Here is a 22,696-nt window from a genome sequence, read left to right as displayed (position 1 = left end):
GCGCGGCCCACTCACCTGCCGGCGCGGCGGAGACGTTAGCCTGAGCGCGTGGTGAGGAAGATCGAGGGCCCGGCCCGTATCCCCGTACCCGGCGGCAAGCTCATCGACGAGCACGTCGGACGTGTCAGCAGCGGCGACGAGGCGATCTCGATCGCCCACATGACCGCGCCGCCGGGCTGGGAGGAGCCGGCGCAGACGCCGTCGTTCACCGAGTACACCGTGGTCCTGCGCGGCACCGTGATCGTGGAGCACGCCGAGGGCGTCACTGAGGTCGCGGCCGGCCAGTCCCTGGTGACCGAGCCGGGGGAGAAGGTCCGCTACCGCGTGGGGCCGGAAGGCGCCGAGTACATCGCCGTGTGCCTGCCCGCCTTCGCCCCGGACGCGGCCGGGCGCGACTGAATCGGTGCCCTGGAGAGCGGGCGCTGCTCATATCATGGCCAGATGAGTCTCACGCGTGACGAGATCCGGCGGGCTCCCAAGGTGCTGCTGCACGATCACCTCGACGGCGGTCTCCGCGCCGAGACGATCGTCGAGCTGGCACGGGAGTCCGGTTACGACCGGCTGCCCACGGCCGATGCCGACAACCTGCGCCTGTGGTTCGAGGAGGCGGCGGACTCGGGCTCGCTCGAACGCTACCTGGAGACGTTCGAGCACACCGTCGGGGTGATGCAGACGCGCGAGTCGCTGATCCGCGTCGCCGCCGAGTGCGCCGAGGACCTGGCCGCCGACGGGGTGGTCTACGCCGAGGTGCGCTACGCGCCCGAGCAGCACACCACGCTGGGGCTGAGCCTCGACGAGGTGGTGGAGGCGGTGCTCGAAGGGTTCAAGCAGGGCTCGGCGGGGCGCGGTATCCGCGTCGGCACCCTGCTGACGGCCATGCGGCACCAGGCGAGGTCCATGGAGATCGCCGAGCTGGCCGTGCGCTACCGGGACGTCGGCGTGGTCGGGTTCGACATCGCGGGGGCCGAGGCCGGCTACCCGCCCACCAGGCACCTCGACGCGTTCGAATACCTTCAGCGGGAAAACGCGCACTTCACCATCCACGCGGGCGAGGCGTTCGGGCTGCCGTCGATCTGGCAGGCGATCCAGTGGTGCGGCGCCGACCGGCTCGGGCACGGGGTGCGGATCATCGACGACATCTCCGTGGCCGGCGACGGGTCCGCCAAGCTCGGGCGGCTGGCCGCGTACGTGCGTGACAAGCGGATCCCGCTGGAGATGTGCCCCACCTCCAACCTGCAGACCGGGGCCGCCGACTCGATCGCCGACCACCCCATCGGGCTGCTGCGGCGGCTGCACTTCAGGGTCACCGTCAACACCGACAACCGGCTGATGAGCTCCACGAGCGTGTCGCTGGAGTTCGCCAAGCTGGTGGAGGCCTTCGGCTACGGGTGGGACGACCTCCAGTGGTTCACGGTCAACGCGATGAAGTCGGCGTTCCTGCCGTTCGACGAGCGGCTGGCGCTGATCAACGGCGTCATCAAGCCGGGGTTCGCGCAGCTCAAGTGGCAGCCGTGAAGCAGACCTACCGCGCCAAGACCGGGTTCGTGCTGGGCTGGGTGTGGCTGGCTTTCGTCGCGTTCAACGTCTGGGACCTGATCGCCCACTACAACGGCAAGCCCTCGCTGGTGGCGCTGGCCGTGCTCGGCGCGCTGACCGCGCTCGTCTACGTGATCGCGCTCAGGCCCGCCACCGTGTTCACGGAGGCGGGCCTGGTGGGGCGAAACCCGTTCCGCACCACGTTCGTGCCGTGGGCCTCGGTCGAGGACGTGACGGTGTCGCACTCCATCAACGTTCACCACAGCGGCGAGCAGGAGCTGCGGCTCTGGACGCCGATGAGCAGCGCGCGGGAGCGGGCCAGGGCGCAGCGGCGCGGCATGCCCAAGCAGGAGCGCCGGGGCCGGTTCTCGGCCGAGCCGACGCTGTCGAGGGGCGAGCAGGCGGCGGCGGAGGCGTTCGCGGGCAAGACGCACGCCGACTGGGTGGGCGACCAGATCCGTGAGCGGTCGGAGTCGGCCAGGCGCCGCGACGAGGAGGCGACGCCGGCCCGGGTGAGCTGGTCCTACGACTCCATCGCGATGGTCGCGGTCGCGGTGGCGCTGGCGATCGCGGCCATCGTCATCGCCTGATCCCCATCACCTCGTCCTGTTGACGAAACGGGACATACCGGCCTGGGCGATCCCCGACTCCTCCACGCGCAGCGCCGCCTCCGTCTCCGCCGCGAACGCCCGCTCGACCTCGGCCAGTGCCGGCCGCAGCAGCCTGAGGTGCACCTCGGTGGCCGTGCCGGGCTCCGTCCAGTGGTGTACGCGGGCGATGGCCGTGGCCACCAGCGCCTCCGGGGCGACGAGCTCGTCCAGCAGACCCGCCGCCAGGGCGTCCTCCGCGCTCATCCGGGTCGAGTCGAGCACCAGCCGCAGCGCCCTGGCGCCGGCGAGGCGGGGGAGCAGGTAGCTGGCGGCGTTCGAGATCGACAGGCCGATGTGGTTCTCCGGCAGGAAGTACCCGGACGCCGGGGTGCCGATGCGCGTGTCGAAGCAGAGCGTCCATTCGGCGGCGCCGCCCACGGCCAGGCCGTTGACCGCCGCCACGACCGGGACCCGCGTCTCCAGTACGGCCCTGGTCATGTCGTGGAACAGCGCCACCTCCGCCACCAGCGACTGCCCGACGGCCTGGTCGATGTCCTCGCCGGCCGAGAACGCCCGGCCGGTGCCGGTGACCACGATGCCTCTGACCCGCTTGCCGTCCCCGTAGCCGCGTACCGCCGCCGCCAGGTCCCTGCGCATGGCGGCGGTGAGGGCGTTGAGCTTCTCCGGGCGAGCGAGGGTGATGAGGGCGACCTCGTCGCGTTCTGTCACATCGATCATGATCTGTCCTTGTCGATCGCGATGGCGGGGGCGGCACGCTGGTCGCGTTCCGGGTTGAGCAGGTGGCGCTTCTCGATGCGGGCCGACGGGGTCAGCGAGAACGATTCGACGAACTCCACGTACGCCGGGATCTTGAACCGCGCCAGGTTGCGCCTGGCGTGCTCGATGACGCTCATGGCGGTGCTCCCGTCGGCGTCGTGCCCGGGCCTGAGCTGGACGAACGCCTTGGGCAGCTCGCCGAACAGGTCGTCGGGGATGGGCACCAGAGCCGTGGCCAGCACCGCCGGATGCTGGTTGAGCACGCTCTCCACCTCGGCGCACGAGATGTTCTCGCCGCCTCTGCGCACCATGTCCTTCAGCCGTCCGGCGTGGTGGATGTAGCCGGCGGCGTCGCGGAAGCCCCGGTCACCCGTGTGGTACCAGCCGCCTCTGAACGCGTGGGCGGTCGCCTCCGGGTGGTTCCAGTAGCCCCGCATCATGGGGTGGCCCCTGACCAGGATCTCGCCGGTCTCCTCGTCGATCCTGACCTCCTTGCCCGGCGGCGCGAGGCCCATGGCGCCGGTGCTGACCGTGTCCTCGGCGTCGGCGGCCACCACCAGGTCGGGGCCGCTCTCGGTGGAGCCGTACAGCTCGCGCCACGGCGCGCCCCACCGCTCCTCGAACGTCCTGTGCAGGTCGGGCTGGATGCCCGAGCAGAGCACGAGCCGCATCCTGTTGTCGCGGTCCTGGGGGTGGGGCGGCTGCTTGTGCATCAGCAGGGGCATGGTGCCGAGCACGTACGTGAGGGTCGCGCCGTGCTCCCTGACCGAGGCCCAGAAGCCGGAGGCGGAGAAGCGGGGGAGCACCACGAGGGGGATGCCGCCGAGGAGGCAGAGGAGGGTGGCCCACTGGGGGTCCATGTAGGAGTAGGGCTGGGCGATCAGCATGACGTCGTCGTCGCGCAGCCGTACCTGGTCGGCGGCGATCTGGGCGGTTCTGAGCCAGTAGTCGTGGGTGAGCATGCAGGCTTTGGGGAAGCCAGTAGTACCCGACGTGTACTGAAAATTCGCGACATCTTGGGCTTTAGCGGTGTGTAGTGGCTTTGCGGGCTTGTCTGGCGTCCCGGGGTCCAGGCAGGGGCCGGGGTTGGCGGCGGCGTACCCGGCGGTGGTCAGGGTGAGCACCGCGCCCGAGTCGCTGAGGACGTGGGCCAGGTCGGCCGCCTGGTAGCGGGCGTTCACCGGGACGGCGACGGCCCCGGCCTTGAGTATCGCGAACCAGCTCAGCGGCCACTCGGGGACGTTGTCCAGCATCACGGCCACCCGGTCGCCTGGGCGCACGCCATGGCCGATCAGCGCCTGGGCCAGCAGGTCCGAGCGGGCGTCCGCGTCGGCGAAGGTCAGCGAGGTGTCGGGGAAGCGGAGGAACTCGCGCGTGCCGTACGTGCTAGCGGCATGCCTCATCAGGTCGGGGATCGTTTCGTGCATCCGGCGGCTCCCACGGGAAGTCGGGCAGCAGGGAGAGATCGGGCGTCACCGCGGCCGGCGCGGGGGCGCGCACGGCGGCCAGCCCGATCGTGACGAACTCGGCGCACACCTGCTCCAGCGTGGAGTCGCCGTCGGGGCGGTACCACTCGCTGGTGCCGGTGCACATGGACATCAGGGCGAGGCGGGTCAGCCTCTGGTCGGCGACGCGGAAGACGCCCTCGGAGACGCCGTCCGCGAGGGCGCGGCGCCAGTGGTCCTCGTACGCGTCGCGCAGGTCGATGATCTCGGCGTGAGCGGGTGAGCCGGGGGTCAGGGAGCGCAGCTCGCCGTCCATGACCCGGGTGGTCATCGGGTTGAGGGCGTGGATGGCGGTGAGGGAGCCGATCAGCAGGGCGAGCCGGTCGGCGGGGCGTACGGCGTGGGCCAGCATGTGCTCGGTGGCGTCGATCAGGCCGCGCTGGGCCACCCGCATGAGGTCGGCGAGCAGGGTCTCCTTGCTCGACACGTGATGATAAATCCCGGCATTGGTCATGTTGACCGCCTTGCCGAGGTCTCTGATGCTCGTCGCGGCATAGCCCCGCCGGGCGAACAGCAGCACCGCAGCGGTCCTGATCCGCACGTTCGCATCCGCGTCGCGGTCTGTGAGATCCAAGATCACCCGTCCTACCGAACGTTCGGTCTCTCCTTCTTCGGAAAATAGCCCATTTGACGGGAAATCGCCATAGGTTGACCCTGACACCGCGTGAGCCCCTGGGGAGGACATGTTCGGCATCGGAGACTTCGCCCGGCTGGGGCTGGTGTCCGTACGCATGCTGCGGCACTACGACGCCATCGGCCTGCTGCGCCCCGCACACGTGGACCCGTTCACCGGCCACCGGTCCTACCAGGCCGCGCAGCTGGCCAGGCTCAACCGCATCGTCGCGATCAAGGATCTCGGCTTCACGCTGGAGCAGGTCAGCGCCATCCTCGACGAGAAGGTGAGCACGGAGGAGCTGCATGGCATGGTGCGCCTGCGCCGCGCCCAGCTGGAGGCCCAGATCAGCGCCGACCTGGCCAGGCTCAGGGGCGTCGAGTCGCGGCTGCGTACCATCGAGACGGAGGGGCACCTGCGGACGGCGGAGGTCGTGCTGAAGAAGGTGAGCCCGATCCGCGTCGCGGAGCTCGGCGCCAGGGCGGCCGGCTACGTGGCGGAGGACATCGGGCCCGTGATCAAGCCGCTGTTCGCCGAGCTCTGCCGGCGGGTGGAGGCGGCCGGGATCCGGATCGCGGGGCCCGGGATCGCGTACTACCGGGCGGAGGACGACGGCTCGGTCATGGCCCACGCGTGCCTGCCGGTCAATGTGGACGTCGGGTCGTACGACTTCCTGGTGCACGACCTGCCCGGGATGGAGATGGCGGCCACGGTCATCCACCATGGGCCGATGGAGGCGGCCGGGGCGACGTTCCAGGCGCTGGCTCATTGGATCGAGGAGAACGGCTACCGGTCCCTCGACCTGGCCAGGGAGATCTCCTTGCACTGTCCTGCGGACCTGGCGGAGTGGGTGACGGAGATGCAGATCGAGGTGACGGGGGCGTGACGACGGTGCCGGGCGGCCGTGACGTGGCGCGGGTGCAAGGGGAGCCGGTGGACTTCGAGCGGCATCGGGTCGAGCTGACCGGCTACTGCTACCGGATGCTCGGCTCGGGGTTCGAGGCTGAGGACGCGGTGCAGGAGACGTTCGTGCGGGCGTGGCGGACGTACGATCCGGACCGGGGGCCGCTGCGCTCATGGCTGTTCCACCTGGCCACGAACATCTGCCTCGACATGCTCAGAGGCCCGCAACGCCGCGCCCGCGCGATGGACCTCGCCCCTGCCGCCGTCCCCGGCGCCGACCTGGGAGTCCCGCTGCCGCCTGAGCGGTGGATCCAGCCCATCCCGGACACCATGGCCCTGCCCGCCGACCCCGCCGAGCTGGCGGTGGCGCGGGAGACGATCCGGCTGGCGTTCGTGGCGGCGCTCCAGCGGCTCGCGCCCCGGCAGCGCGCGGTCCTCATCCTGCGCGACGTGCTGAAGTGGAGCGCGGCCGAGACGGCGACCCTCCTGGAGACGACCGTCACCTCGATCAACAGCACCCTGCAGCGAGCCAGGGCCAAGCTCCCCGCCACCTCGCCACCGATGCCCTCGTCGGGGGCTGTGGACGAGGAGCTGCTGGCGCGGTACGTGTCGGCGTTCGAGCGTTATGACGTGGCGGCGCTGGTGTCGCTGCTGCACGAGGACGCCACGATGTCGATGCCGCCGTTCACCTGGTGGTTGCGGGGTCGCGGGTCCATCCGCACGGTCCTGCTCGCAGCCGCATCCGGCGAGCCCGGTACGGCCGGCACGTCGGGTGCGTACGGCGGCTCCGACGGGTCTGGCGAGCCCAGCGGATCCGGCGCGCCGTGCGCGGGATCGCGCCTCCTCCCGACGCGTGCCAACGGCTCCCCTGCCTTCGGCCAGTACACCGATGGCGAGGCGTTCGCCCTGGTCGTCTTCGACATCGCCGACGGCCGCATCACGGACACGACCACGTACCTGGACCCCGATCTGTTCCCGTTCTTCGGCCTGCCGATGAGTTTGGGGCGCGCACTCCGTACTGAATGACGAAGGAGGCAACAGAACATGCCACAGATCGTTGAATTTCCGGCGCGTCCTTACGTCGGGGTGCGCGCGACCATCACGATGACCAGCTTCGGCGTGGTCGGGGACCGCATCGGTGAGCTGATCGGCTGGCTCGCCGAGCGCGGTCAGGCCCCCGTCGGAGCCCCGTTCTTCCGGTACGACTCCATCAACATGCCGGCGGACCGGCTGGTGGTGGAAGCCGGGGTGCCCGTGACCGCGCCGGTGGAGGCGGAACGCGACTACTTCACCGCCACCCTCCCGGCCGGCCGCTACGTCACCGTCTCCCACCACGGCCACCCGGACCAGCTCATGGGTGTCACTGCGGCCATGCTGAAGTGGGCCGAGGGAGAGGGCCTGACCTGGGACATGACCGAAAAGGACGGAACGGAGCACTGGGGCTGCCGGTTGGAGCTCTACGGCACGAATCCGCAGATCGAGCCTGACCTGAACAACTGGGACATCGACCTGCAATTCCGCCTGGCCTGATCCGTACTCCAAGCATCGCCTTCGCGAGGGACGCTTCGCGCGTGAGGTTTTAGTCAGTGCTGTGTGGGGGGCGCGGCCCCCCACACCCCCAGGCGAGGGGGGACTTCCGTACCCTCCCGCTCCCCAGCCCTGACCTGCACGGTCTCAACAACCGGAAGCGCGTGGTCCCTACAGAGCCGACCCCAGCAAACAAGATCTCAAGGACTCCGTCGATCTCAAAAGGCGCGATCTCCGAGACACCCTGCACGCTCACGGCTTCCCGAGCACCCGCTCCGGCCGGTCCAGCCAGATCCGCTGTCCCTCGGGCGTGATCGTCATCCCGAAGCGCCGGTAATCAGGCTCTCCCCAGCTCACCCACCGCGCGTAAGCCTCGGTCACCTCGTCCCAGAGCGGCCGGTCGCCGACTTGGTAGACCTCGTACTCACTGACCCCCGGCCGCCAGTCCACCGCGGCCCAGGAATACGGGTCATCGGGATCGGACACCCACATCCGGTACAGCGGGCCGTCCTCATCGGGCTCCGCGCTGCCGTTGGAGGACAGGCCGGTCAGCGCTGATATGGCCAGGTCTGCCCCGGCCGGGGCCTCGGCGATCGTACGCGGGTCGATGCGTGTGGTCAGGTGGTGCTCGTCCGCGGGGCCGCGTGCCGGACGATCCGCCGCTCGGCGCTGGGAGCGCATGATCATGTAAGAGGCGAACCCGGGGATCCGGCCCTGCGCGGTCCCGTCCGGCATGACCACCAGCCGCAAGGCGTGATTGGTGCCGAACCCGGGACAGTACGGGAGGACGATCATCGCTCCGGGCAGAGACTGCTCGATCCAGGCGTACGGGACGGTGCGAATGCCGCAGGTGACATGAACGCGCTCGTACGGCGCATGATCGGGACAGCCGTCCACGCCGTCACCGGCGACGAGGTGCGCGGGTGTCCCGAACGCCACGAGGTTCTTCGCAGCCTGCTCCGCGATCGAGGCGTCCACCTCGACGGAGGTGACGCTGCCCGATGCGCCCACCAGATGGGCGAGCAGCGCGGCGGTCCAGCCGGTGCCCGTGCCGATCTCCAGAACCCGATCGCCGCGCTCGGGGGCCAGCAGGGACAACAGATCCGCGACCGTGCTGGGCGCGGACGCCGAGGAGGTGTAGTCGCCCTTGAGGTCGCGCAGGCCGGTCGCGCCATCGTCGAGCTGGGTGACGATGCTGGTGTCGGAGTAGACCGCATCCCACCAGGCGCCGGGGTCGGCGTCGCGGTCGATCACGTACGCGTGGCCGGTCCTGCGTGGTGAGATCAGCCCGACCGGGGGGATGAAGAGGTGGCGGGGCACCGCGCGGATCGCCTGCTCGACACGGTCGCCCACCTCTCCCGCAGGGCGGAGGCCGGCGATCAGGCGATCCATCCGCGCGGCGAGGTCCACTACTTGGCGCCTTCGTCGTTGCTGTGTTTGCCCGAGCTCGTCTTGTTCTCGTCGTCGTTGCTTCCTTGGCCGCCCTTATCGGGGTCGAGCGGCTTGGCCTTGGGGCTGTCCGGGTCTTCGTGCCGGCCCACCAAGATCTCCTTTGCTCCATCGGGAACGCTCACTGTGATGGTACGACTACGTAATGCTCCGGCAAAGCCACGCAGGTCGTCACGGATGAGGGGCCTCGGATGATGTTTCGGCCAGGGTGGGCGTCAGGCGCGTTCCCCGCGCAGGAAGGCCAGATCGTCGCCCCAGCCGTCCAGCACGGGCCCATGACCGGCGGCGCGGGCGCGCGGCTCCAGCTCGGTGAACAGGCTCCGGATCACCTGCGGCGCCTCCGGCGAGAGTGCGTCCGTCAGCCGCGGGACCAGCCTGTCGCGAGACCATTCGGGCCGGTCCAGGGGATGGTGGTCCAGCTCCCAGACCAGATACTTGTTGTACGGGCGCACCCGCCGGTGCAGCGCCGGTTCCACTCGGTGCCCGAGCCGGAGAGTGCGTGCGGGCGGAACTCGCGCAGCGGCATGACCACCACGTCCAGGCGGGCGTCCCTGCGGGTCTCCGCCGACATGGCGTCGGCCGCCTCGTCGGCGACCACGAGGTATATGTCGTGGTCGGAGTGCTCGGTGGCGGTGCCTTCGCGGGCCTGGGAGCCGCTCAGCACCAGCCCGAGCACCCGGGCGTCGCTCTGCACCCGAGCGGTGAGGTCGCTGAAGTCTTCCACGGTCAGCACGGTAGGCGATTCCCGCAGCGGACCTCACCCGGCTTGGGGCAGAATGAGATACAACCAAATTTGGTTGTACCAGATCTGGCACAACCAAATTTGGTTGTATCAAGGAGGGCTTGTGGACGGGTTCATCGGCCGCGACCGGGAGTTGGAGGCGCTCCACCGATACTTCGCACGAGTAGGGGCGGGCGATCGGCCAGGACGTGCCATCCTCATGCGCGGCCGTCGCCGGGTGGGGAAGTCGCGCCTCGCTGAAGAGTTCATTCACCGGAGTGGCGTGCCCAGCTTGTTCTTCACCGCCGCCCAGGAGCCGCTCTCGGACCAGATTGGACGCTTCATCGCGGATGCGGCGGCTTCGGACCTGCCCGATGCCTCCCTCTTCGAGGAGGAAACTCCCAACTCGTGGGACAGCGCGCTTCGGCTGCTGTCCCAGGCCGTTCCGCAAGACTCGCCCAGCATCGTGGTCCTGGACGAGCTGCCCTTCATGATTGCGGAAGACTCGCATCTCGAAGGGAGGTTGCAGCGCCTCTTCGACCGCGAGTTCTCCCGTCGGCCCATGCTGCTCATACTGATCGGTTCCGACCTGTCCATCATGGAGGCGATCAACCAGTACGACCGGCCGTTCTACATGCGAGCGTCAGAGATGGTGATCAATCCGCTCACCCCCGCCGACGTGGCGGAGAAGCTCGGACTGCCGCCGGCCGAAGCCATCGATGCCTACCTGATCACGGGCGGTCTCCCGATGATCTTGGATGAGTGGCCCGCCGGGGCTTCCGCGCGGGACTTTCTGAACACTGTTGTCCTCGACCCGACCTCAGCGCTGGCAGTGAGCGGTGAGCGCGCCATGGCGGCGGAGTTCCCGCCAGAGGCGCAGGCCAGGCGCCTGCTCAAAGCGATCGGGTCAGGGCAGCGCACCTTCTCCTCCATCTCCAAGTCCTCCGGCGGGATGCCCGCCACGTCAATCCAGCGTGGCCTGCAGATTCTCATCGAAAAGCGCATGGTCACGGCCGAGCTGCCGCTGTCCGCCCACCCGTCCAAGGATCGCCGGTACCACATCGCGGACACCCACCTGCGGTTCTGGCTCTCCTTCATCGAGCCGGGCATGCCGGAGATCAACCGCAATCGTGGCGATCTCGTGCTGCGGCGGATAGAGCGCTCCTGGACGGCTTGGCGCGGCACCGCCGTGGAGCCCGTCATCCGCGAGTCTCTGCGTCGCATGGACGGGTTGCCCGAGGCCACCGGGGCGATCGGCGGATACTGGACGAGGACCAACGACCCTGAGGTCGATCTCGTGGGGGCCGATCGGGAGCCGATCGCGAAGAAGGTCACGATGGTCGGCTCGGTGAAGTGGCTCGAGAATCGGCCCTTTGACCATCATGATCTGAGCGAGCTCATCGTCCATCGCGCCAAGATCCCGGGCGCTGACACCTCCACTCCCTTGTACGTGGTTTCGCGCAGCGGGTGTGAGGTGGATGGGGTCAGGCACATCACGCCGGAAGAGTTGCTGGCCGTCTGGCGGTGAGGGCTGTTTGTCGGCCTGCGCGTCTTTGTGGGTCAGGCGGCCCATGGCAGGGGAGCGCGAGGGGACGGGAGTCCCCTCGCCGGGGGTGTGGGGCCCCACAGGGTGCTGTCTGAAGCACCCGACGCGCGAAGCGCGCCCGTCGGGAAGGCGATGCAGGTGAGCCCCGAGCTCCCGGGTGCTCTGGGCCCGAGCACCCCGCGTGTTCCCGGTGTCTAAAGGCCGAGGTGGGTGGTCAGGTCCGTCTTCAGGGCGTCGAGGTGCCGGCCGGCCTGCGCCCGCGCGTCCGGCACCGTGCCCGTCACCGGCACCACCACCTCCAGGTAGCACTTCAGCTTGGGCTCCGTCCCCGAAGGCCGGACGACCACGCGGGCGTCCCCGGCCAGCAGGTAGCGCAGCCCGTCCGTCGGCGGCAGGCCCCCGTCACCCTTCGCCAGGTCGTCCGCCCGCGCGACCGCGCGCCCCCCGAGCGTGCTCGGCGGAGTCGCGCGCAGCCGCCCCATGGCGTCGGCGATCAGCGACAGGTCGTCGACCCGGAAGGAGAGCTGGGACGTGGCGTGCAGCCCGTACCGCCGGGCCTGGTCGTCCAGCAGGTCCAGCAGGGTGCGTCCGTCGCGCTTGGCCGTCGCCGCGATGCCCGCCAGGGTCAGCGCCGCGCCGATCCCGTCCTTGTCCCGGACCGGGAGGCCGGCGTCGGAGCCGACGCTGTAGCCGATGGCCTCCTCGTAGCCGAACACCAGCCCTGGCCCGGCCTTGATGATCCACTTGAAGCCGGTCAGCGTCTCGCCGTATCGGACGCCGTGCGCGTTCGCGATCTTGGAGAGCAGGGTGGAGGAGACGATGGTGGTGGCCACCATGCGGTCTCCGGTGGTGTGCGTGATCACGTGCTCGGCGAGCAGGCCGCCGATCTCGTCGCCGGTCAGCATGCGGCAGCCGCCCCCGGGGAGCGGGACGCCGGCCGCGCATCGGTCGGCGTCCGGGTCGTTGGCCAGGACCAGGTCGGAGCCGAGCTTGGCGGCCAGGGCGACGGCCAGGTCCATCGCGCCGGGCTCCTCCGGGTTGGGGAAGGAGACCGTCGGGAAGTCCGGGTCGGGGTTGCGCTGCTCCTCGACCGCCATCGGGGTCTCGAAGCCGGCGGCCATGAAGGCGCCGGTCAGGGTGGCCGCGCCCACCCCGTGCAGCGGCGTGTAGGCGATCCGCAGATCGCGGGCGTCGCCGAGGGGGAGTTCGAGCACGGCGTCGATGTAGTCGTCCACGATGCTCTCGCCCAGCTCCGTCAGTGTGCCGGGCCCGTGGAGCGGGAGCTGGTCGACCCGGCCCACGGAGTCGATGGCGGCCGAGATCTCGCTGTCGATCGGCGGCACGATCTGGGAGCCGTCGCCCCAGTAGACCTTGTAGCCGTTGTCCCTGGGCGGGTTGTGGCTGGCGGTGACGGTCACGCCGGCGTCCGCGTCGAGGTGGCGTACGGCGAAGGCCAGGACGGGGGTGGGCAGCGGGCACGGCAGGAGCGAGACGTGCAGGCCGGCCCCGGTCAGCACGGCGGCCGTGTCGTGGGCGAACTCGTCGGACTTGTGCCGGGCGTCGTAGCCGATGACCACGTGCTTGCCAGGACCGAGCACCTTGGCCAGGCCGGCGGCGGCGCGCATGACGGTGACGCGGTTCATCCTGTTGGGGCCGGCGCCCAGCTCGCCGCGCAGGCCCGCGGTCCCGAACTCCAGCTTGGCCCCGAAGCGCTCCTCCAGAGCGGCCAGGTCGGCGCGTTCGATCAGGTCGGACAGCTCGGTCCTGGTGTCGGGGTCGGGGTCCTGAGCCAGCCAGTCGCGGGCCTCCCTGAGCAGGCTCACAGCCGGTCCACCACCTTGGCCAGCAGGACGCCCATGCGGGCCGCCGTCGCGCGGCCGACCTCCAGGACCTCCTCGTGGTTGAGCGGCTCGCCGGCCAGGCCCGCGCCCGGGTTGGTGACGAGGGAGACGCCGAGGACGTCCAGGCCGGCCTCGCGGGCGGCGATGGCCTCCAGGACGGTGGACATGCCGATCATGTCGCCGCCCAGCGTGCGGAGCATGCGGATCTCGGCGGGCGTCTCGTACGTGGGCCCGCGGAAGGCGACGTAGACCCCCTCGGCGAGGCTCGGGTCGATCTCGCGGACCAGGTCGCGCAGGCGGCGCGAGTAGACCTCGGTGAGGTCGATGAAGGTGGTGCCGGTGATCGGGTTGGCGCCGGTCAGGTTGATGTGGTCGCTGATCAGGACCGGGTCGCCGACGTTCTGCGTCTCGGGGCGCAGGCCGCCGGCCGCGTTCGTCAGCACGAGGGTACGGACTCCGGCCGCGGCCGCCGTACGGACGCCGTGCACGACCGCGTCCACGCCGAGCCCTTCGTACAGGTGCGTGCGCCCGAGGAAGACCAGCACGTGCCGCCCTGCGGAGGTGCGGACGACGCGGATCTTGCCGCCGTGCCCGGCCACGGCGGGTGCGCTGAAGCCGGGCAGCTCGGTGAACGGGATCTCGCTCACCGTCTCGCCGAGCGCGTCGGCGGCGGGCACCCACCCCGAGCCCATGACGAGCGCCACGTCGAAGGTGTCGAGGCCGGCGGCGCTGGACAGCGCCGCGGCGGCCTCGCCGGCGAGGGTGTACGGGTCTTTGCTCACACGTCAGTAGTGTAGGAGCAGCTTGTCCAGCACCCGCACCCCGAACTGCAGCGCGTCGACCGGAACACGCTCGTCCACGCCATGGAACATCGACGCGAAGTCCATGTCCGCGGGCAGTCGCAGCGGCACGAACCCGAATCCGCGCACTCCCAGATCGGCGAAGAAGGTCTTGTTGTCGGTGCCGCCCGACATGCAGTACGGGATCGCCCGCGCCGCCGGGTCCTCGGACTTCAGCGCCGCGATCATCGACTCGACCAGGTCGCCGTCGAACGTGGTCTCCAGCGCGATGTCGTGGTGCACGAACTCGCGCCGCACCGACGACCCGAGCAGCGAGTCGACGGTCTTGAAGAACTCCTCCTCGTAGCCCGGCAGGAACCGCCCGTCGATCACGGCCGTGGCCTGGCCGGGGATCACGTTCGACTTGTAGCCGGCGTTGAGCTGGGTGGGGTTGACGGTGTTGCGCAGGGTCGCGCCGACGAAGCGCACCAGGGGGCCGATCTTGGCCAGGACCGGCTCGGGGTCGTTCTCGTCGAACGGGATCCCGAACGCGTCGGCGACCTCGGTGAGGAAGCGGCGCACGGTGGGCGTGTAGGTGAGCGGCCAGTCGTGCTCGCCGATCCTGGCCACCGCCTTGGCGATCTCGGTGACGGCGTTGTCGGAGTTCAGCATCGAGCCGTGCCCCGCGGTGCCGTCGGCGATCAGCTTCATCCAGGCCAGGCCCTTCTGGGCCGTCTCGATGAGGTAGAGCCGCAGCGACGGGTCCACCTCCAGGGAGTAGCCGCCGACCTCGCTGATCGACTCGGTGACGCCCTCGAAGAGCTCGGGGTGGTGGGCGGTGAGGTATTTGGCGCCGTACACGCCGCCCGCCTCCTCGTCGGCCACCCAGGCGAACACGATGTCGCGGCGCGGCTTGCGCCCCTCGCGCTTGAGCTGGCGCAGCACGGCCAGCATCATCGCGTCCATGTCCTTCATGTCCACGGCGCCGCGGCCCCAGATGTAGCCGTCGCGCACCTCGCCGGCGAACGGGTCCACCGACCAGTCGGCGGCGTTCGCGGGAACGACGTCCAGGTGGCCGTGGACGAGCAGGGCCGGCAGCGACGGGTCGCTGCCCTCGACGCGGGTGATCACGTTGCCGCGGCCCGGCTCGCTCTCGATGTAGGTGTGCTCGATGCCGGCCTCGGCCAGCCTGGCCATGACGACCTCGGCCGCGGCCCGCTCGCCGGGGCCGCTGCCGTCCCCGTAGTTGCTGCTGTCGGCGCGGATCAGCTCCACGCAGAGGTCGGCGACCTCGTTCTCGGCGGGTGTCATGGCGTTCTCTCCCAACGGTGATCCAACGGGTGGTCCAGCGGGTGGTGCAGCGAGTTGTCCAGCGGGTGGTGCAGCGGATTGTCCAGCGGGTGGTGCAGCGGGTCGTCCGGCGAGTCCAGCGTGAGCAGGCCGGATTTGTGCAGGTGCCCGCGTTTGTAGGCGCGGGTGATCAGGGTGAGGTCGCTGTCGGTGATCTCGTCGTGCCGGCCGACGACCCCGGTCATGAAACGGTAGAGGTCGGCCTCGTGCGCGGCGACCACCTGGACGATCAGTGAGTGGGTGCCCGAGGTGGCGGCGCAGTAACGCACGTTCGGGTGCGCGGCCAGTCGCTGGCCGACCAGATCGAGCCCGTACGGGCGGACCTTCAGCCACAGCATGGCCTCGACCTCCAGCCCGAGCAGGGCGGGCTCGACCTCGGCGCGCGGGAGCAGCAGCCGCCGCTCGATCAGCGAGGTCACCCGCCTGCGCGCGGTCGGCACGGAGATGTCGAGGCGTTCGGCGACCGCGGTGAAGGCGATCCTGCCGTCAGCGGCGAGCAGCTCGGCGATCTCCTGCTCCAGAGGTGAGAGGCCCTCCTCGTCGGGCAGGCAGTCGGGCAGCGGCGCGGGCCGCAGCTCGGCGATCTCCTGCTCGGTGAGGTACGGCGCGTGCCACTCGGCCACGGTCCTGAACGTGTGGAGCACGACTTGCGTCTGCGTCTGCAGCACCCCGTCGATCTCGCTGATCTGCGAGGACAGGATGTGGTGCAGGTCGTCCCTGGACGGGGGGACCAGCTCGCAGCCCAGGTCGGCGGCGCCGGTCAGCGAGTAGACCGAGCGCGTGTCGGGCCGGTCGGCCAGCGCCTTGGCCACCTGCCCCGCCGTGCCCGGGCGTACGTGGACGTGCAGGTGCGCGGGCCGCCCGTGGCCGGTGCGGAGGTCGTCGTAGATGGCGGTGACCCGCACCATCCCCTCGGTGATCAGCCGTTGCAGCCGCCGGGCGACCGTGCGCTCGTGCTCGCCCACCGCCCGGCCGAGCTCGCCCCACGAGGCGCGTGGGCTGACCTGGAGCGCGGCGACGAGTCGCCGGTCGAGAACATCCACATGCAACCGTTTCTGTGTCGGGTTCGTAAATTTGTGCCCAGACATTTGACTGTTTCGGTCGTCCGCTTGCACAGTAGGCCATCACCGCACTTGTCAGCAAAGGAGCCCACGTGGCGACCTCCCCTGTGGCTCAGTCCCCCCTCGGCATCCCCAAGAGCCGGGTTCGCCAGCTCATGGCGGCCAGCATCGGCAATGTCGTCGAATGGTACGACTGGTACGCCTACACCTTCCTGGCCATCTACTTCTCGAAGCAGGTCTTCCCCGCGGCCTCGGGCAACAGCCTGGTGCCGTTGCTGAGCTCGTTCGCCGTCTTCGCGGTGGGTTTCTTCATGCGGCCGCTCGGCGGCCTGCTGGTCGGCGCGTTCGCCGACCGATACGGCCGCAAGGCCGCGATGACCTTCACGATCGTGCTGATGGGAGCGGGCTCCCTGCTCGTCGGCCTGACCCCCACCTACGCCGCGGTGGGCGTCCTGGCGCCGATCATCCTCACCCTCGCCCGCCTCATCCAGGGCCTGTCCGTCGGCGGCGAGTTCGCCGCCGCGACCACGTTCCTGGTCGAGTCCGCCCCGCCCGGCCGTCGCGGCCTGTTCTCCAGCTTCCAGTACGTCAGCACCACCATCGGCCAGCTCCTCGCCTCCGGTCTGGCCGCGTTGCTGGCCACGAGCCTGGTCGAGGCCGACATGGGCTCCTACGGCTGGCGCATCCCGTTCATCGTGGGCGCCGTGCTCAGCCTCGTCGGCCTGTGGATCCGCAAGGGCGCCGACGAGACCTCGGCCGTGGCTGAGGAGATCCGGCGGGGCGAGGCCGAGCGGCCCAAGATGTTCGAGTTCCTCAAGTACCACCCGAGGTCGGCGCTCACCATCGTGGGCATCACGATCGCCGGCACCGTCGCCTATTACACGTGGACCAGTTTCCTGCCGACGTACGCGCAGATCACCGTCAAGTTCGACAAGGCGGAATCGCTCCAGATCGGCACCATCTCGCTGGTCTTCTTCATGATCCTGCAGCCGCTGCTCGGCATGCTGTCGGACCGCGTCGGGCGCAGGCCGCTGCTGATCACGTTCGGGCTGGGCTTCCTCATCCTGCCGGTGCCGCTGCTCAGCACGCTGTCCGCGTCGTACGGCAGCCTGTTGTTCGTGCAGCTCGTCGGCATGGTCTTCCTCGGCTGCTTCACCTCGATCTCGGCCGCGGTGAACTCCGAGCTCTTCCCGACCCGGGTGCGGGCGGCCGGAGCCGGATTCCCGTATTCGCTGACCGTGGCCCTCTTCGGCGGCACCGCCCCGCTGATCGGGACCGCGCTGCAGGAGGCTGAGAACCCGGGCCTCTTCCCGTGGTACATGTCGGCGCTCGCGCTGATCTCGACGCTGGTCTACGTCTTCGTGCTGAAGGAGACCAAGGACCAGCCGCTGCGTTAGCCGAACGAGGTGCAGGGGCGCTCCCGCAGCTCCTTGACGTAGTCGTCGGGGGCGCCCGCGCGCTCGGCCGCCTCGGCCAGGGTGCCGAGATAGCGGGCCGAGGGCAGGCCGCCCTCGTAGCCGTCGAGCACGTAGAACCAGGCCACGACCGCGCCTTCGAGGGTCTGCACCCGCAGCCGCACCTTGTGGTAGCCGCCGCGGTCGGCGCCCTCCCACTGGTCGAGCGAGGACTCCTCCCAATCGGGCACGTCGTAGAGGACGACGAACACGTGCTCGTCGGGATCCTCCACGATGGTGGCGATCGCGCCCTCACCGGTGCGGTCGGTCTTGCCGAAGGTCAGTCGCCAGCCGGGCAGCCAGCCGGAGCCCCAGATCGGCGAGTGCGGGGCGCGCATGGCCATCTGCTCCGGGTCCATGTTCAAGCCGTAGGAGGCATAAAGCCGGGGCTCATTCGGCTTGTCTGAATGATCCGATAGCCACGCCACGATCCACCCCTCTCACCGAGTGCCGCTTCGTCATCCGGCTACCGCGCCATCCTGTCACGCCGGAGCGCCGAGTCGGTCCATCGGCGTACGGACGCGAGCACGACGTGTCCGGCGCGCGTGGTAATGGCCCAGTTGCAGCTTGGGTGAGCGCGTGCGGGACAATGGGACACGTGACGAGGATCGTGATCATTGGCGGCGGACCAGGCGGCTACGAGTCGGCGCTGGTGGCCGCTCAACTAGGCGCGCAGGTCACGATGGTGGAGCAGGACGGCCCCGGTGGCGCGTGCGTGCTCACCGACTGCGTGCCGTCCAAGACCCTGATCGCGACCTCGGTTCGCAAGCAGGCGCTGCTCGACGCGCCCTCGCTCGGCGTGGCCTTCTCCGGGGGCCCCGACGGCGACGCGGGCGTGGTGGGCGTCGACCTGCCGCTGGTCAACAAGCGGGTCAAAGAGCTGGCCCAGGCCCAGTCCGCCGACATCGCCACGCGGGTGGAGGCGGAGGGCGTCGAGATCATCAAGGCCCGCGGGCGGCTGGTGGATCCGCAGGTGGTCCGGGCGGGTGACCGTACGGTGCGGGCCGACGTCGTGCTCGTGGCCACCGGCGCGACCCCGCGCGTGCTGCCGGGCGCCGAGCCCGACGGCGAGCGCATCCTCAACTGGCGTCAGCTCTACGACCTGGAGGAGCTGCCCGAGCACCTGATCGTGGTCGGCTCGGGCGTCACGGGCGCGGAGTTCGCCGGAGCCTACCGCTCGCTGGGGGCGGAGGTCACCCTGGTCTCCAGCCGTGACCGGATGATGCCCAACGAGGACGCCGACGGCGCCGAGGTGCTCGAAGAGGTCTATCGCCGCCGCGGCATGAACGTCATGGGCCGCTCCCGCGCCGCCTCCGTCAAGCGCACGGCCGACGGCGTCGTCGTGACCCTGGAGGACGGCCGCACGGCCGAGGGCTCGCACGCGCTGATGACGGTCGGGATGGTGCCCAACACCGCGGGGATCGGCCTGGAGGAGGCCGGGGTCCAGCTCGACAAGGGCGGCTTCATCAAGGTCGACAAGGTCTCGCGCACCTCCGCGCCCGGCGTCTACGCGGCCGGCGACTGCACCGGCGTGCTCATGCTGGCCTCGGTGGCGGCCATGCAGGGCAGGATCGCGGTCTGGCACGCGCTCGGCGAGGCCGTCCAGCCGCTGCGGCTGGCCACGGTGGCCTCCAACATCTTCACCGACCCGGAGATCGCGGCGGTCGGCGTCGCGCAGCGCTCGATCGAGGCGGGGGAGATCGAGGCCAACGTCGTCAAGCTGCCCCTCGCCACCAACGCCAGGGCCAAGATGCAGGGCTTCAACGACGGGTTCGTCAAGCTGTTCTGCCGTCCGCACACCGGGATCGTGCTGGGTGGCGTGGTGGTGGCGCCGCGGGCGTCGGAGCTGATCCTGGCCGTGTCGGTGGCCGTGCAGCAGCGGCTCACGGTCGATCAGATCGCCCACACGTTCGCGGTCTACCCGTCGCTGTCGGGCTCCATCACCGAGGCCGCCCGCCGCCTCATGCAGCCGGGCGTCTCCATCTGACCTCTCACGCGGCTCTTGCCGCGGCGGCCAGACGGCGGATCTCTCGCATGGCAGCGAGACGGCGGACCGCCTCGCGGAACCCGGCGGGGTCCATGGCGGCGGCGAAGCCCAGGCGCACGTACGGCCCCGAGGGCTCGGCCGGGAAGTAACGCGTGCCCGCGTCCACCGCCACGCCGGCGGTCCGCGCCGCCCGCGCGACCGCCGCGTCCTGATCACCGGGCGGGAGCTCGGCCCACACGTGCAGGCCGCCCGACGGGCGATGGGCGAGCCGCCAGCCGGTGAAGAAGTCGTCCACGAACCGCATGTCCCGCAGCCGCCGCAGCACAGGACCACGGGCGATCACCGCGCCGATGCGCAGGCTCGGCGCGGCCGGCCTGGTCAGCGAGGCGAGGTGGATCACCGTCCCGTCGCGGTCGCCGGCCACGAGCGGGCGGGGCAGCGGGCGGCCATGGCCGAGCTGCCGAGCTGCCGCGCGAAGTCGTCGGCGTCCGTCGGGCCGGGGACCGGGCGCACGCCCGCATTGGCCGCGCGGTTGCGTGACCGGCCGGCCGGACTCCCCGGCGTGCGCCTGCTCGACCGCGGGCCCGCGCCGGTGGCGCTGGTGACGTTCGCCGTCGAAGGGTGGCAGGCGCGGGCGGGGGTCGCCGAGCTGACAAGGCGCTGACCGGCGGGGGCGACTGGGCGTCAATGGTTGACCTTTGTTGGTATGGCCACCAAACTAATTCACGAGTTGGCGCAGCGTTCGAAGGAGCTTCCATGCCCTATCGCCCCCCATTGGTGCCGCACGAGTATTTCGTCGCGGACCCGCCCGAGTTGCCGGTGCGCGCGCACGGCGAGGGTGGCCTGTCGGCGCTGAGCGCCGCCGAGCTGGTCGCGGCCGACGGTGCCGAGGTGCTGCTGAAGGCGGTGACCACCGCGGAGGAGTCGCTGCTCGTCCAGGTGGGTGTGGCGGGCGAGGGCGTCATCAGGGTGCGGTTGTCCGAGGACGCGAGCGCCAGGCCGCGCTCGGAAGGGGCCATCTCACTGGTGACCCCCGGCACGTATCCAGGGGCACGTGCCGGGGTCGCGCCAGGTGAGCCGATCGTGATCGACGCGGGCTCGCTGCGGGCCGAGATCAGCCTCGCGCCGTGGCACCTGCGCTTCACCGACGCGTCCGGGGCCACGCTGGTCGAGCAGGACCGCGGGCACACCGACATCAGCGGCCGGCTGCGTACGCTGCCCTTCGGCCGCTCCACCTCGAACGGCGCCCCCGTGGCCTACCACGAGAGCTTCGCCGCGGCCCCCGACGAGGCGTTCGCCGGGTTCGGCGAGTCGTTCACCCGCCTGGACAAGCGCGGCCAGCGCCCCCTCATGTGGAACTTCGACGCCTTCGGGGCCGAGTCGCAGCGCGCCTACAAGAACGTCCCCCTGTACGTCTCCAGCAAGGGCTACGGCGTCCTCGTCGACACCGGGGCGCCGGCCGAGTTCGACGTGTGCCAGTCCACGCACAGCGTCGTGCAGATCGTGGTGCCGGACGACGTGCTGGACTACTACGTGCTCGCCGGGCCGACGCCGTCCGACGTGCTCAACCGCTACGACCTGCTGACCTGCCGGCCCGCGCTGCCGCCGAAGTGGGCGTTCGGGACCTGGATCTCCTCGGGCTTCTGCGTGGACAGCCAGGAGCGGGTGCTGGCCAGGGCGCGCACGATCAGGGAGCGCGGCATTCCGTGCGACGTGCTGCACCTGGACACGTACTGGCAGACCGACGGGCACTGGTCGGACCTGCGCTGGGACCCGGTGAACTTCCCCGATCCGGACGCGATGCTGGCCGAGCTGGACGGGATGGGGTTCAAGGTCTGCCTGTGGATGAATCCCTACATCTCCCATTTGAGCCCGGCGTTCAAGGAAGCAGCGCAAGCCGGATATTTCCTGAAAAATCAGGAGGGTGAGGTCTACGTCGCCGACTGCTGGCACGGGTCCTTCCCGGCCTGCGGCATCGTCGACTTCACCAACCCCGACGCCGTCGCCTGGTTCACCGGCCGGCTGCGCACGCTGCTGCGCCAGGGCGTGGCCGCGTTCAAGACCGACTTCGCCGAAGGCGTCCCGAGCGACTCCGTCGCCTTCAACGGCATGTCCGGCACCGACCTGCACAACGTCTACACCCTGCTGTTCAACGACGCGGTCGCCGCCGTCACCCGCGAGGTCAACGGGCACGACCTGGTCTGGGCGCGCTCGTCGTACCTGGGCGGGCAGCGGCACAGCGCCCAGTGGGGCGGCGACACCTACACCAGCTACGCCGCCATGGGCAGCACGCTGCGCGGCGGGCTCGCGCACGGCCTGTCCGGCGTGCCGTTCTGGAGCCACGACGCCGGCGGTTTCACCGGCAGGCCCACCGACGACCTGTACGTCCGCTGGACCCAGTTCGGGGCGCTCTCCCCGCTGCTGCGCCTGCACGGCACGACCACCCGCGAGCCGTGGGAGTTCCCCGAGGTCGAGGAGCAGGCCGTGGCCGCGCTGAAGCTGCGCTACCGGCTGATGCCCTACATCTACTCCGCGGCCGTCGAGGCCGCGCGGACCGGCGCCCCGATGATGCGGGCGCTGTGCGTGGACTACCCGGACGATCCGGTGGCCTGGCAGGCCGATCTGCAGTACCTGCTCGGCCGCGACCTGCTCGTCGCCCCCATGACCGCACCTGAGGGCAACCGCCTGGTGTACCTGCCGCGCGGCGAGTGGGTCGACTACTGGACGGGCGAGGTCCTGACGGGCTCCCGCTACGTCCCGGTCAGCAAGCCGCTCGACCAGATCCCCCTCTTCGTCCGGTTCGGCGCGCTCATTCCCGTCACGCAGCCAGGTGACACCGTGACCGTGCCGGCCGAGATCACCCTCGTCGCCTTCGGGGGCGGCGACGGCACTGCGGAAATCCACGACGCCGACGGCCTGACGGTCGCCGTCGCCACCAGGGACGGCGATGAGCTGCATGTCGCCGTCACCGGCCCGAAGCGTGTGACCGGGGTCGAGATCGCCCCGGTGACCGGAGCCCCCGCGCGGGCCGTCATCTCGTAACACCCCCTGGAGGGA

Annotated in this window: 23 protein-coding genes; 11 read left to right on the top strand and 12 right to left on the bottom strand. The window is 70.4% G+C overall.

Annotated features, from left to right (window positions below):
* The first annotated feature begins 48 nt into the window (after window positions 1–48).
* Genes ABEA43_RS01440 through ABEA43_RS01430 form a run of 3 tightly spaced genes read left to right on the top strand, consistent with a single transcriptional unit; the run spans window position 49 to window position 2,126 of the window.
* Window positions 49–399 carry a cupin domain-containing protein gene (locus tag ABEA43_RS01440; protein ID WP_345557787.1) on the top strand — a complete coding sequence of 117 codons (351 nt, stop codon included), beginning with the start codon at window positions 49–51 and terminating at the stop codon, window positions 397–399.
* A 42-nt stretch (window positions 400–441) separates the two neighbouring features.
* Window positions 442–1,515: an adenosine deaminase gene (locus ABEA43_RS01435; RefSeq protein WP_345557785.1), complete on the top strand. Its 1,074-nt coding sequence runs from the start codon at window positions 442–444 to the stop codon at window positions 1,513–1,515.
* Window positions 1,512–2,126 carry a PH domain-containing protein gene (locus ABEA43_RS01430; protein ID WP_345557784.1) on the top strand — a complete coding sequence of 205 codons (615 nt, stop codon included), beginning with the start codon at window positions 1,512–1,514 and terminating at the stop codon, window positions 2,124–2,126. The genes ABEA43_RS01435 and ABEA43_RS01430 overlap by 4 nt, the downstream gene beginning before the upstream one ends.
* 6 nt (window positions 2,127–2,132) lie before the next feature.
* On the opposite strand, the gene ABEA43_RS01425 is transcribed toward ABEA43_RS01430, so the two are convergent.
* From ABEA43_RS01425 to ABEA43_RS01415, 3 genes are read right to left on the bottom strand one after another with little or no spacing between them, the layout of a single operon-like run.
* Window positions 2,133–2,864 (bottom strand): enoyl-CoA hydratase/isomerase family protein, encoded by a 732-nt coding sequence (locus ABEA43_RS01425; RefSeq protein WP_345557782.1) that lies wholly within the window; start codon window positions 2,862–2,864, stop codon window positions 2,133–2,135.
* Window positions 2,861–4,330 (bottom strand): AMP-binding protein, encoded by a 1,470-nt coding sequence (locus ABEA43_RS01420; protein ID WP_345557780.1) that lies wholly within the window; start codon window positions 4,328–4,330, stop codon window positions 2,861–2,863. The genes ABEA43_RS01425 and ABEA43_RS01420 overlap by 4 nt, the downstream gene beginning before the upstream one ends.
* A complete protein-coding gene (locus ABEA43_RS01415; RefSeq protein ID WP_345557778.1) occupies window positions 4,290–4,982 on the bottom strand; it encodes a TetR/AcrR family transcriptional regulator in 693 nt (230 codons plus the stop codon). The genes ABEA43_RS01420 and ABEA43_RS01415 overlap by 41 nt, the downstream gene beginning before the upstream one ends.
* A gap of 109 nt (window positions 4,983–5,091) precedes the next feature.
* On the opposite strand from ABEA43_RS01415, the gene ABEA43_RS01410 reads away from it, so the two are divergent.
* The 3 genes from ABEA43_RS01410 to ABEA43_RS01400 are packed head-to-tail and all read left to right on the top strand — an operon-like array spanning window position 5,092 to window position 7,454.
* Entirely contained in the window at window positions 5,092–5,907 is an 816-nt protein-coding gene (locus tag ABEA43_RS01410) for a MerR family transcriptional regulator (protein WP_345557776.1), read from the top strand.
* On the top strand, window positions 5,904–6,950 hold the full coding sequence (locus ABEA43_RS01405) for a sigma-70 family RNA polymerase sigma factor (protein ID WP_345557774.1): 1,047 nt from the start codon (window positions 5,904–5,906) through the stop codon (window positions 6,948–6,950). Before ABEA43_RS01410 ends, ABEA43_RS01405 begins: the two co-directional genes overlap by 4 nt.
* An 18-nt stretch (window positions 6,951–6,968) precedes the next feature.
* Entirely contained in the window at window positions 6,969–7,454 is a 486-nt protein-coding gene (locus tag ABEA43_RS01400) for a GyrI-like domain-containing protein (protein ID WP_345557772.1), read from the top strand.
* A 249-nt stretch (window positions 7,455–7,703) separates the two neighbouring features.
* Here ABEA43_RS01400 and ABEA43_RS01395 read toward each other — a convergent pair whose 3' ends face one another.
* From ABEA43_RS01395 to ABEA43_RS01385, 3 genes are all read right to left on the bottom strand, one after another.
* Window positions 7,704–8,861 carry a methyltransferase domain-containing protein gene (locus ABEA43_RS01395; protein ID WP_345557770.1) on the bottom strand — a complete coding sequence of 386 codons (1,158 nt, stop codon included), beginning with the start codon at window positions 8,859–8,861 and terminating at the stop codon, window positions 7,704–7,706.
* Entirely contained in the window at window positions 8,861–8,992 is a 132-nt protein-coding gene (locus ABEA43_RS01390) for a hypothetical protein (RefSeq protein ID WP_345557768.1), read from the bottom strand. Before ABEA43_RS01390 ends, ABEA43_RS01395 begins: the two co-directional genes overlap by 1 nt.
* Window positions 8,993–9,258: 266 nt before the next feature.
* Entirely contained in the window at window positions 9,259–9,624 is a 366-nt protein-coding gene (locus ABEA43_RS01385; RefSeq protein WP_345557766.1) for a hypothetical protein, read from the bottom strand.
* Window positions 9,625–9,745: 121 nt separating this feature from the next.
* Here ABEA43_RS01385 and ABEA43_RS01380 point away from each other — a divergent pair, with 121 nt between their 5' ends.
* The gene (locus tag ABEA43_RS01380; protein WP_345557764.1) at window positions 9,746–11,149 is read left to right on the top strand and encodes an ATP-binding protein; all 1,404 of its coding nucleotides are present in this window, start codon (window positions 9,746–9,748) and stop codon (window positions 11,147–11,149) included.
* A gap of 212 nt (window positions 11,150–11,361) precedes the next feature.
* Here ABEA43_RS01380 and ABEA43_RS01375 read toward each other — a convergent pair whose 3' ends face one another.
* From ABEA43_RS01375 to ABEA43_RS01360, 4 genes are read right to left on the bottom strand one after another with little or no spacing between them, the layout of a single operon-like run.
* Window positions 11,362–12,990, bottom strand: a complete 1,629-nt coding sequence (locus tag ABEA43_RS01375; RefSeq protein ID WP_345557762.1) for a phospho-sugar mutase — start codon at window positions 12,988–12,990, stop codon at window positions 11,362–11,364.
* Window positions 12,987–13,790, bottom strand: a complete 804-nt coding sequence (locus ABEA43_RS01370; RefSeq protein ID WP_345557760.1) for a purine-nucleoside phosphorylase — start codon at window positions 13,788–13,790, stop codon at window positions 12,987–12,989. The genes ABEA43_RS01375 and ABEA43_RS01370 overlap by 4 nt, the downstream gene beginning before the upstream one ends.
* 3 nt (window positions 13,791–13,793) lie before the next feature.
* A complete protein-coding gene (locus ABEA43_RS01365) occupies window positions 13,794–15,098 on the bottom strand; it encodes a M20/M25/M40 family metallo-hydrolase (RefSeq protein WP_345557758.1) in 1,305 nt (434 codons plus the stop codon).
* Window positions 15,095–16,180 (bottom strand): Lrp/AsnC family transcriptional regulator, encoded by a 1,086-nt coding sequence (locus ABEA43_RS01360; RefSeq protein ID WP_345557756.1) that lies wholly within the window; start codon window positions 16,178–16,180, stop codon window positions 15,095–15,097. Before ABEA43_RS01360 ends, ABEA43_RS01365 begins: the two co-directional genes overlap by 4 nt.
* 110 nt (window positions 16,181–16,290) lie before the next feature.
* Between ABEA43_RS01360 and ABEA43_RS01355 the strand changes: the two genes are divergently transcribed.
* On the top strand, window positions 16,291–17,595 hold the full coding sequence (locus ABEA43_RS01355; RefSeq protein WP_345557754.1) for an MFS transporter: 1,305 nt from the start codon (window positions 16,291–16,293) through the stop codon (window positions 17,593–17,595).
* On the opposite strand, the gene ABEA43_RS01350 is transcribed toward ABEA43_RS01355, so the two are convergent.
* Entirely contained in the window at window positions 17,592–18,080 is a 489-nt protein-coding gene (locus ABEA43_RS01350) for a gamma-glutamylcyclotransferase family protein (protein ID WP_345557752.1), read from the bottom strand. The genes ABEA43_RS01355 and ABEA43_RS01350 overlap by 4 nt on opposite strands.
* Window positions 18,081–18,250: 170 nt before the next feature.
* On the opposite strand from ABEA43_RS01350, the gene ABEA43_RS01345 reads away from it, so the two are divergent.
* Window positions 18,251–19,639, top strand: coding sequence for an NAD(P)H-quinone dehydrogenase (locus tag ABEA43_RS01345; protein WP_345557750.1), 1,389 nt, complete (start codon window positions 18,251–18,253; stop codon window positions 19,637–19,639).
* 4 nt (window positions 19,640–19,643) lie between these two features.
* Here ABEA43_RS01345 and ABEA43_RS01340 read toward each other — a convergent pair whose 3' ends face one another.
* A complete protein-coding gene (locus ABEA43_RS01340) occupies window positions 19,644–20,039 on the bottom strand; it encodes an aminotransferase-like domain-containing protein (RefSeq protein ID WP_345557748.1) in 396 nt (131 codons plus the stop codon).
* Here ABEA43_RS01340 and ABEA43_RS01335 point away from each other — a divergent pair.
* Both ABEA43_RS01335 and ABEA43_RS01330 read left to right on the top strand, forming a co-directional pair.
* On the top strand, window positions 20,031–20,303 hold the full coding sequence (locus tag ABEA43_RS01335; RefSeq protein ID WP_345557746.1) for a hypothetical protein: 273 nt from the start codon (window positions 20,031–20,033) through the stop codon (window positions 20,301–20,303). The genes ABEA43_RS01340 and ABEA43_RS01335 overlap by 9 nt on opposite strands.
* A gap of 92 nt (window positions 20,304–20,395) precedes the next feature.
* Window positions 20,396–22,681, top strand: a complete 2,286-nt coding sequence (locus tag ABEA43_RS01330) for a TIM-barrel domain-containing protein (protein WP_345557744.1) — start codon at window positions 20,396–20,398, stop codon at window positions 22,679–22,681.
* Window positions 22,682–22,696: the final 15 nt, after the last annotated feature.

Origin of the sequence: Nonomuraea rosea, assembly GCF_039539705.1 — a bacterium.
Classification (GTDB): Bacteria; Actinomycetota; Actinomycetes; order Streptosporangiales; family Streptosporangiaceae; genus Nonomuraea; species Nonomuraea rosea.
Note: the sequence above shows the minus strand (reverse complement) of the source record. Positions and strands in the feature narration are given on the sequence as shown.

Coding starts and splice junctions, on each gene's coding strand:
- ABEA43_RS01365 (WP_345557758.1), bottom strand. CDS start 15,098: ATGACACCCGCCGAGAACGAGGTCGCCGACCTCTGCGTGGAGCTGATC.
- ABEA43_RS01410 (WP_345557776.1), top strand. CDS start 5,092: ATGTTCGGCATCGGAGACTTCGCCCGGCTGGGGCTGGTGTCCGTACGC.
- ABEA43_RS01330 (WP_345557744.1), top strand. CDS start 20,396: ATGCCCTATCGCCCCCCATTGGTGCCGCACGAGTATTTCGTCGCGGAC.
- ABEA43_RS01400 (WP_345557772.1), top strand. CDS start 6,969: ATGCCACAGATCGTTGAATTTCCGGCGCGTCCTTACGTCGGGGTGCGC.
- ABEA43_RS01420 (WP_345557780.1), bottom strand. CDS start 4,330: ATGCACGAAACGATCCCCGACCTGATGAGGCATGCCGCTAGCACGTAC.
- ABEA43_RS01425 (WP_345557782.1), bottom strand. CDS start 2,864: ATGATCGATGTGACAGAACGCGACGAGGTCGCCCTCATCACCCTCGCT.
- ABEA43_RS01435 (WP_345557785.1), top strand. CDS start 442: ATGAGTCTCACGCGTGACGAGATCCGGCGGGCTCCCAAGGTGCTGCTG.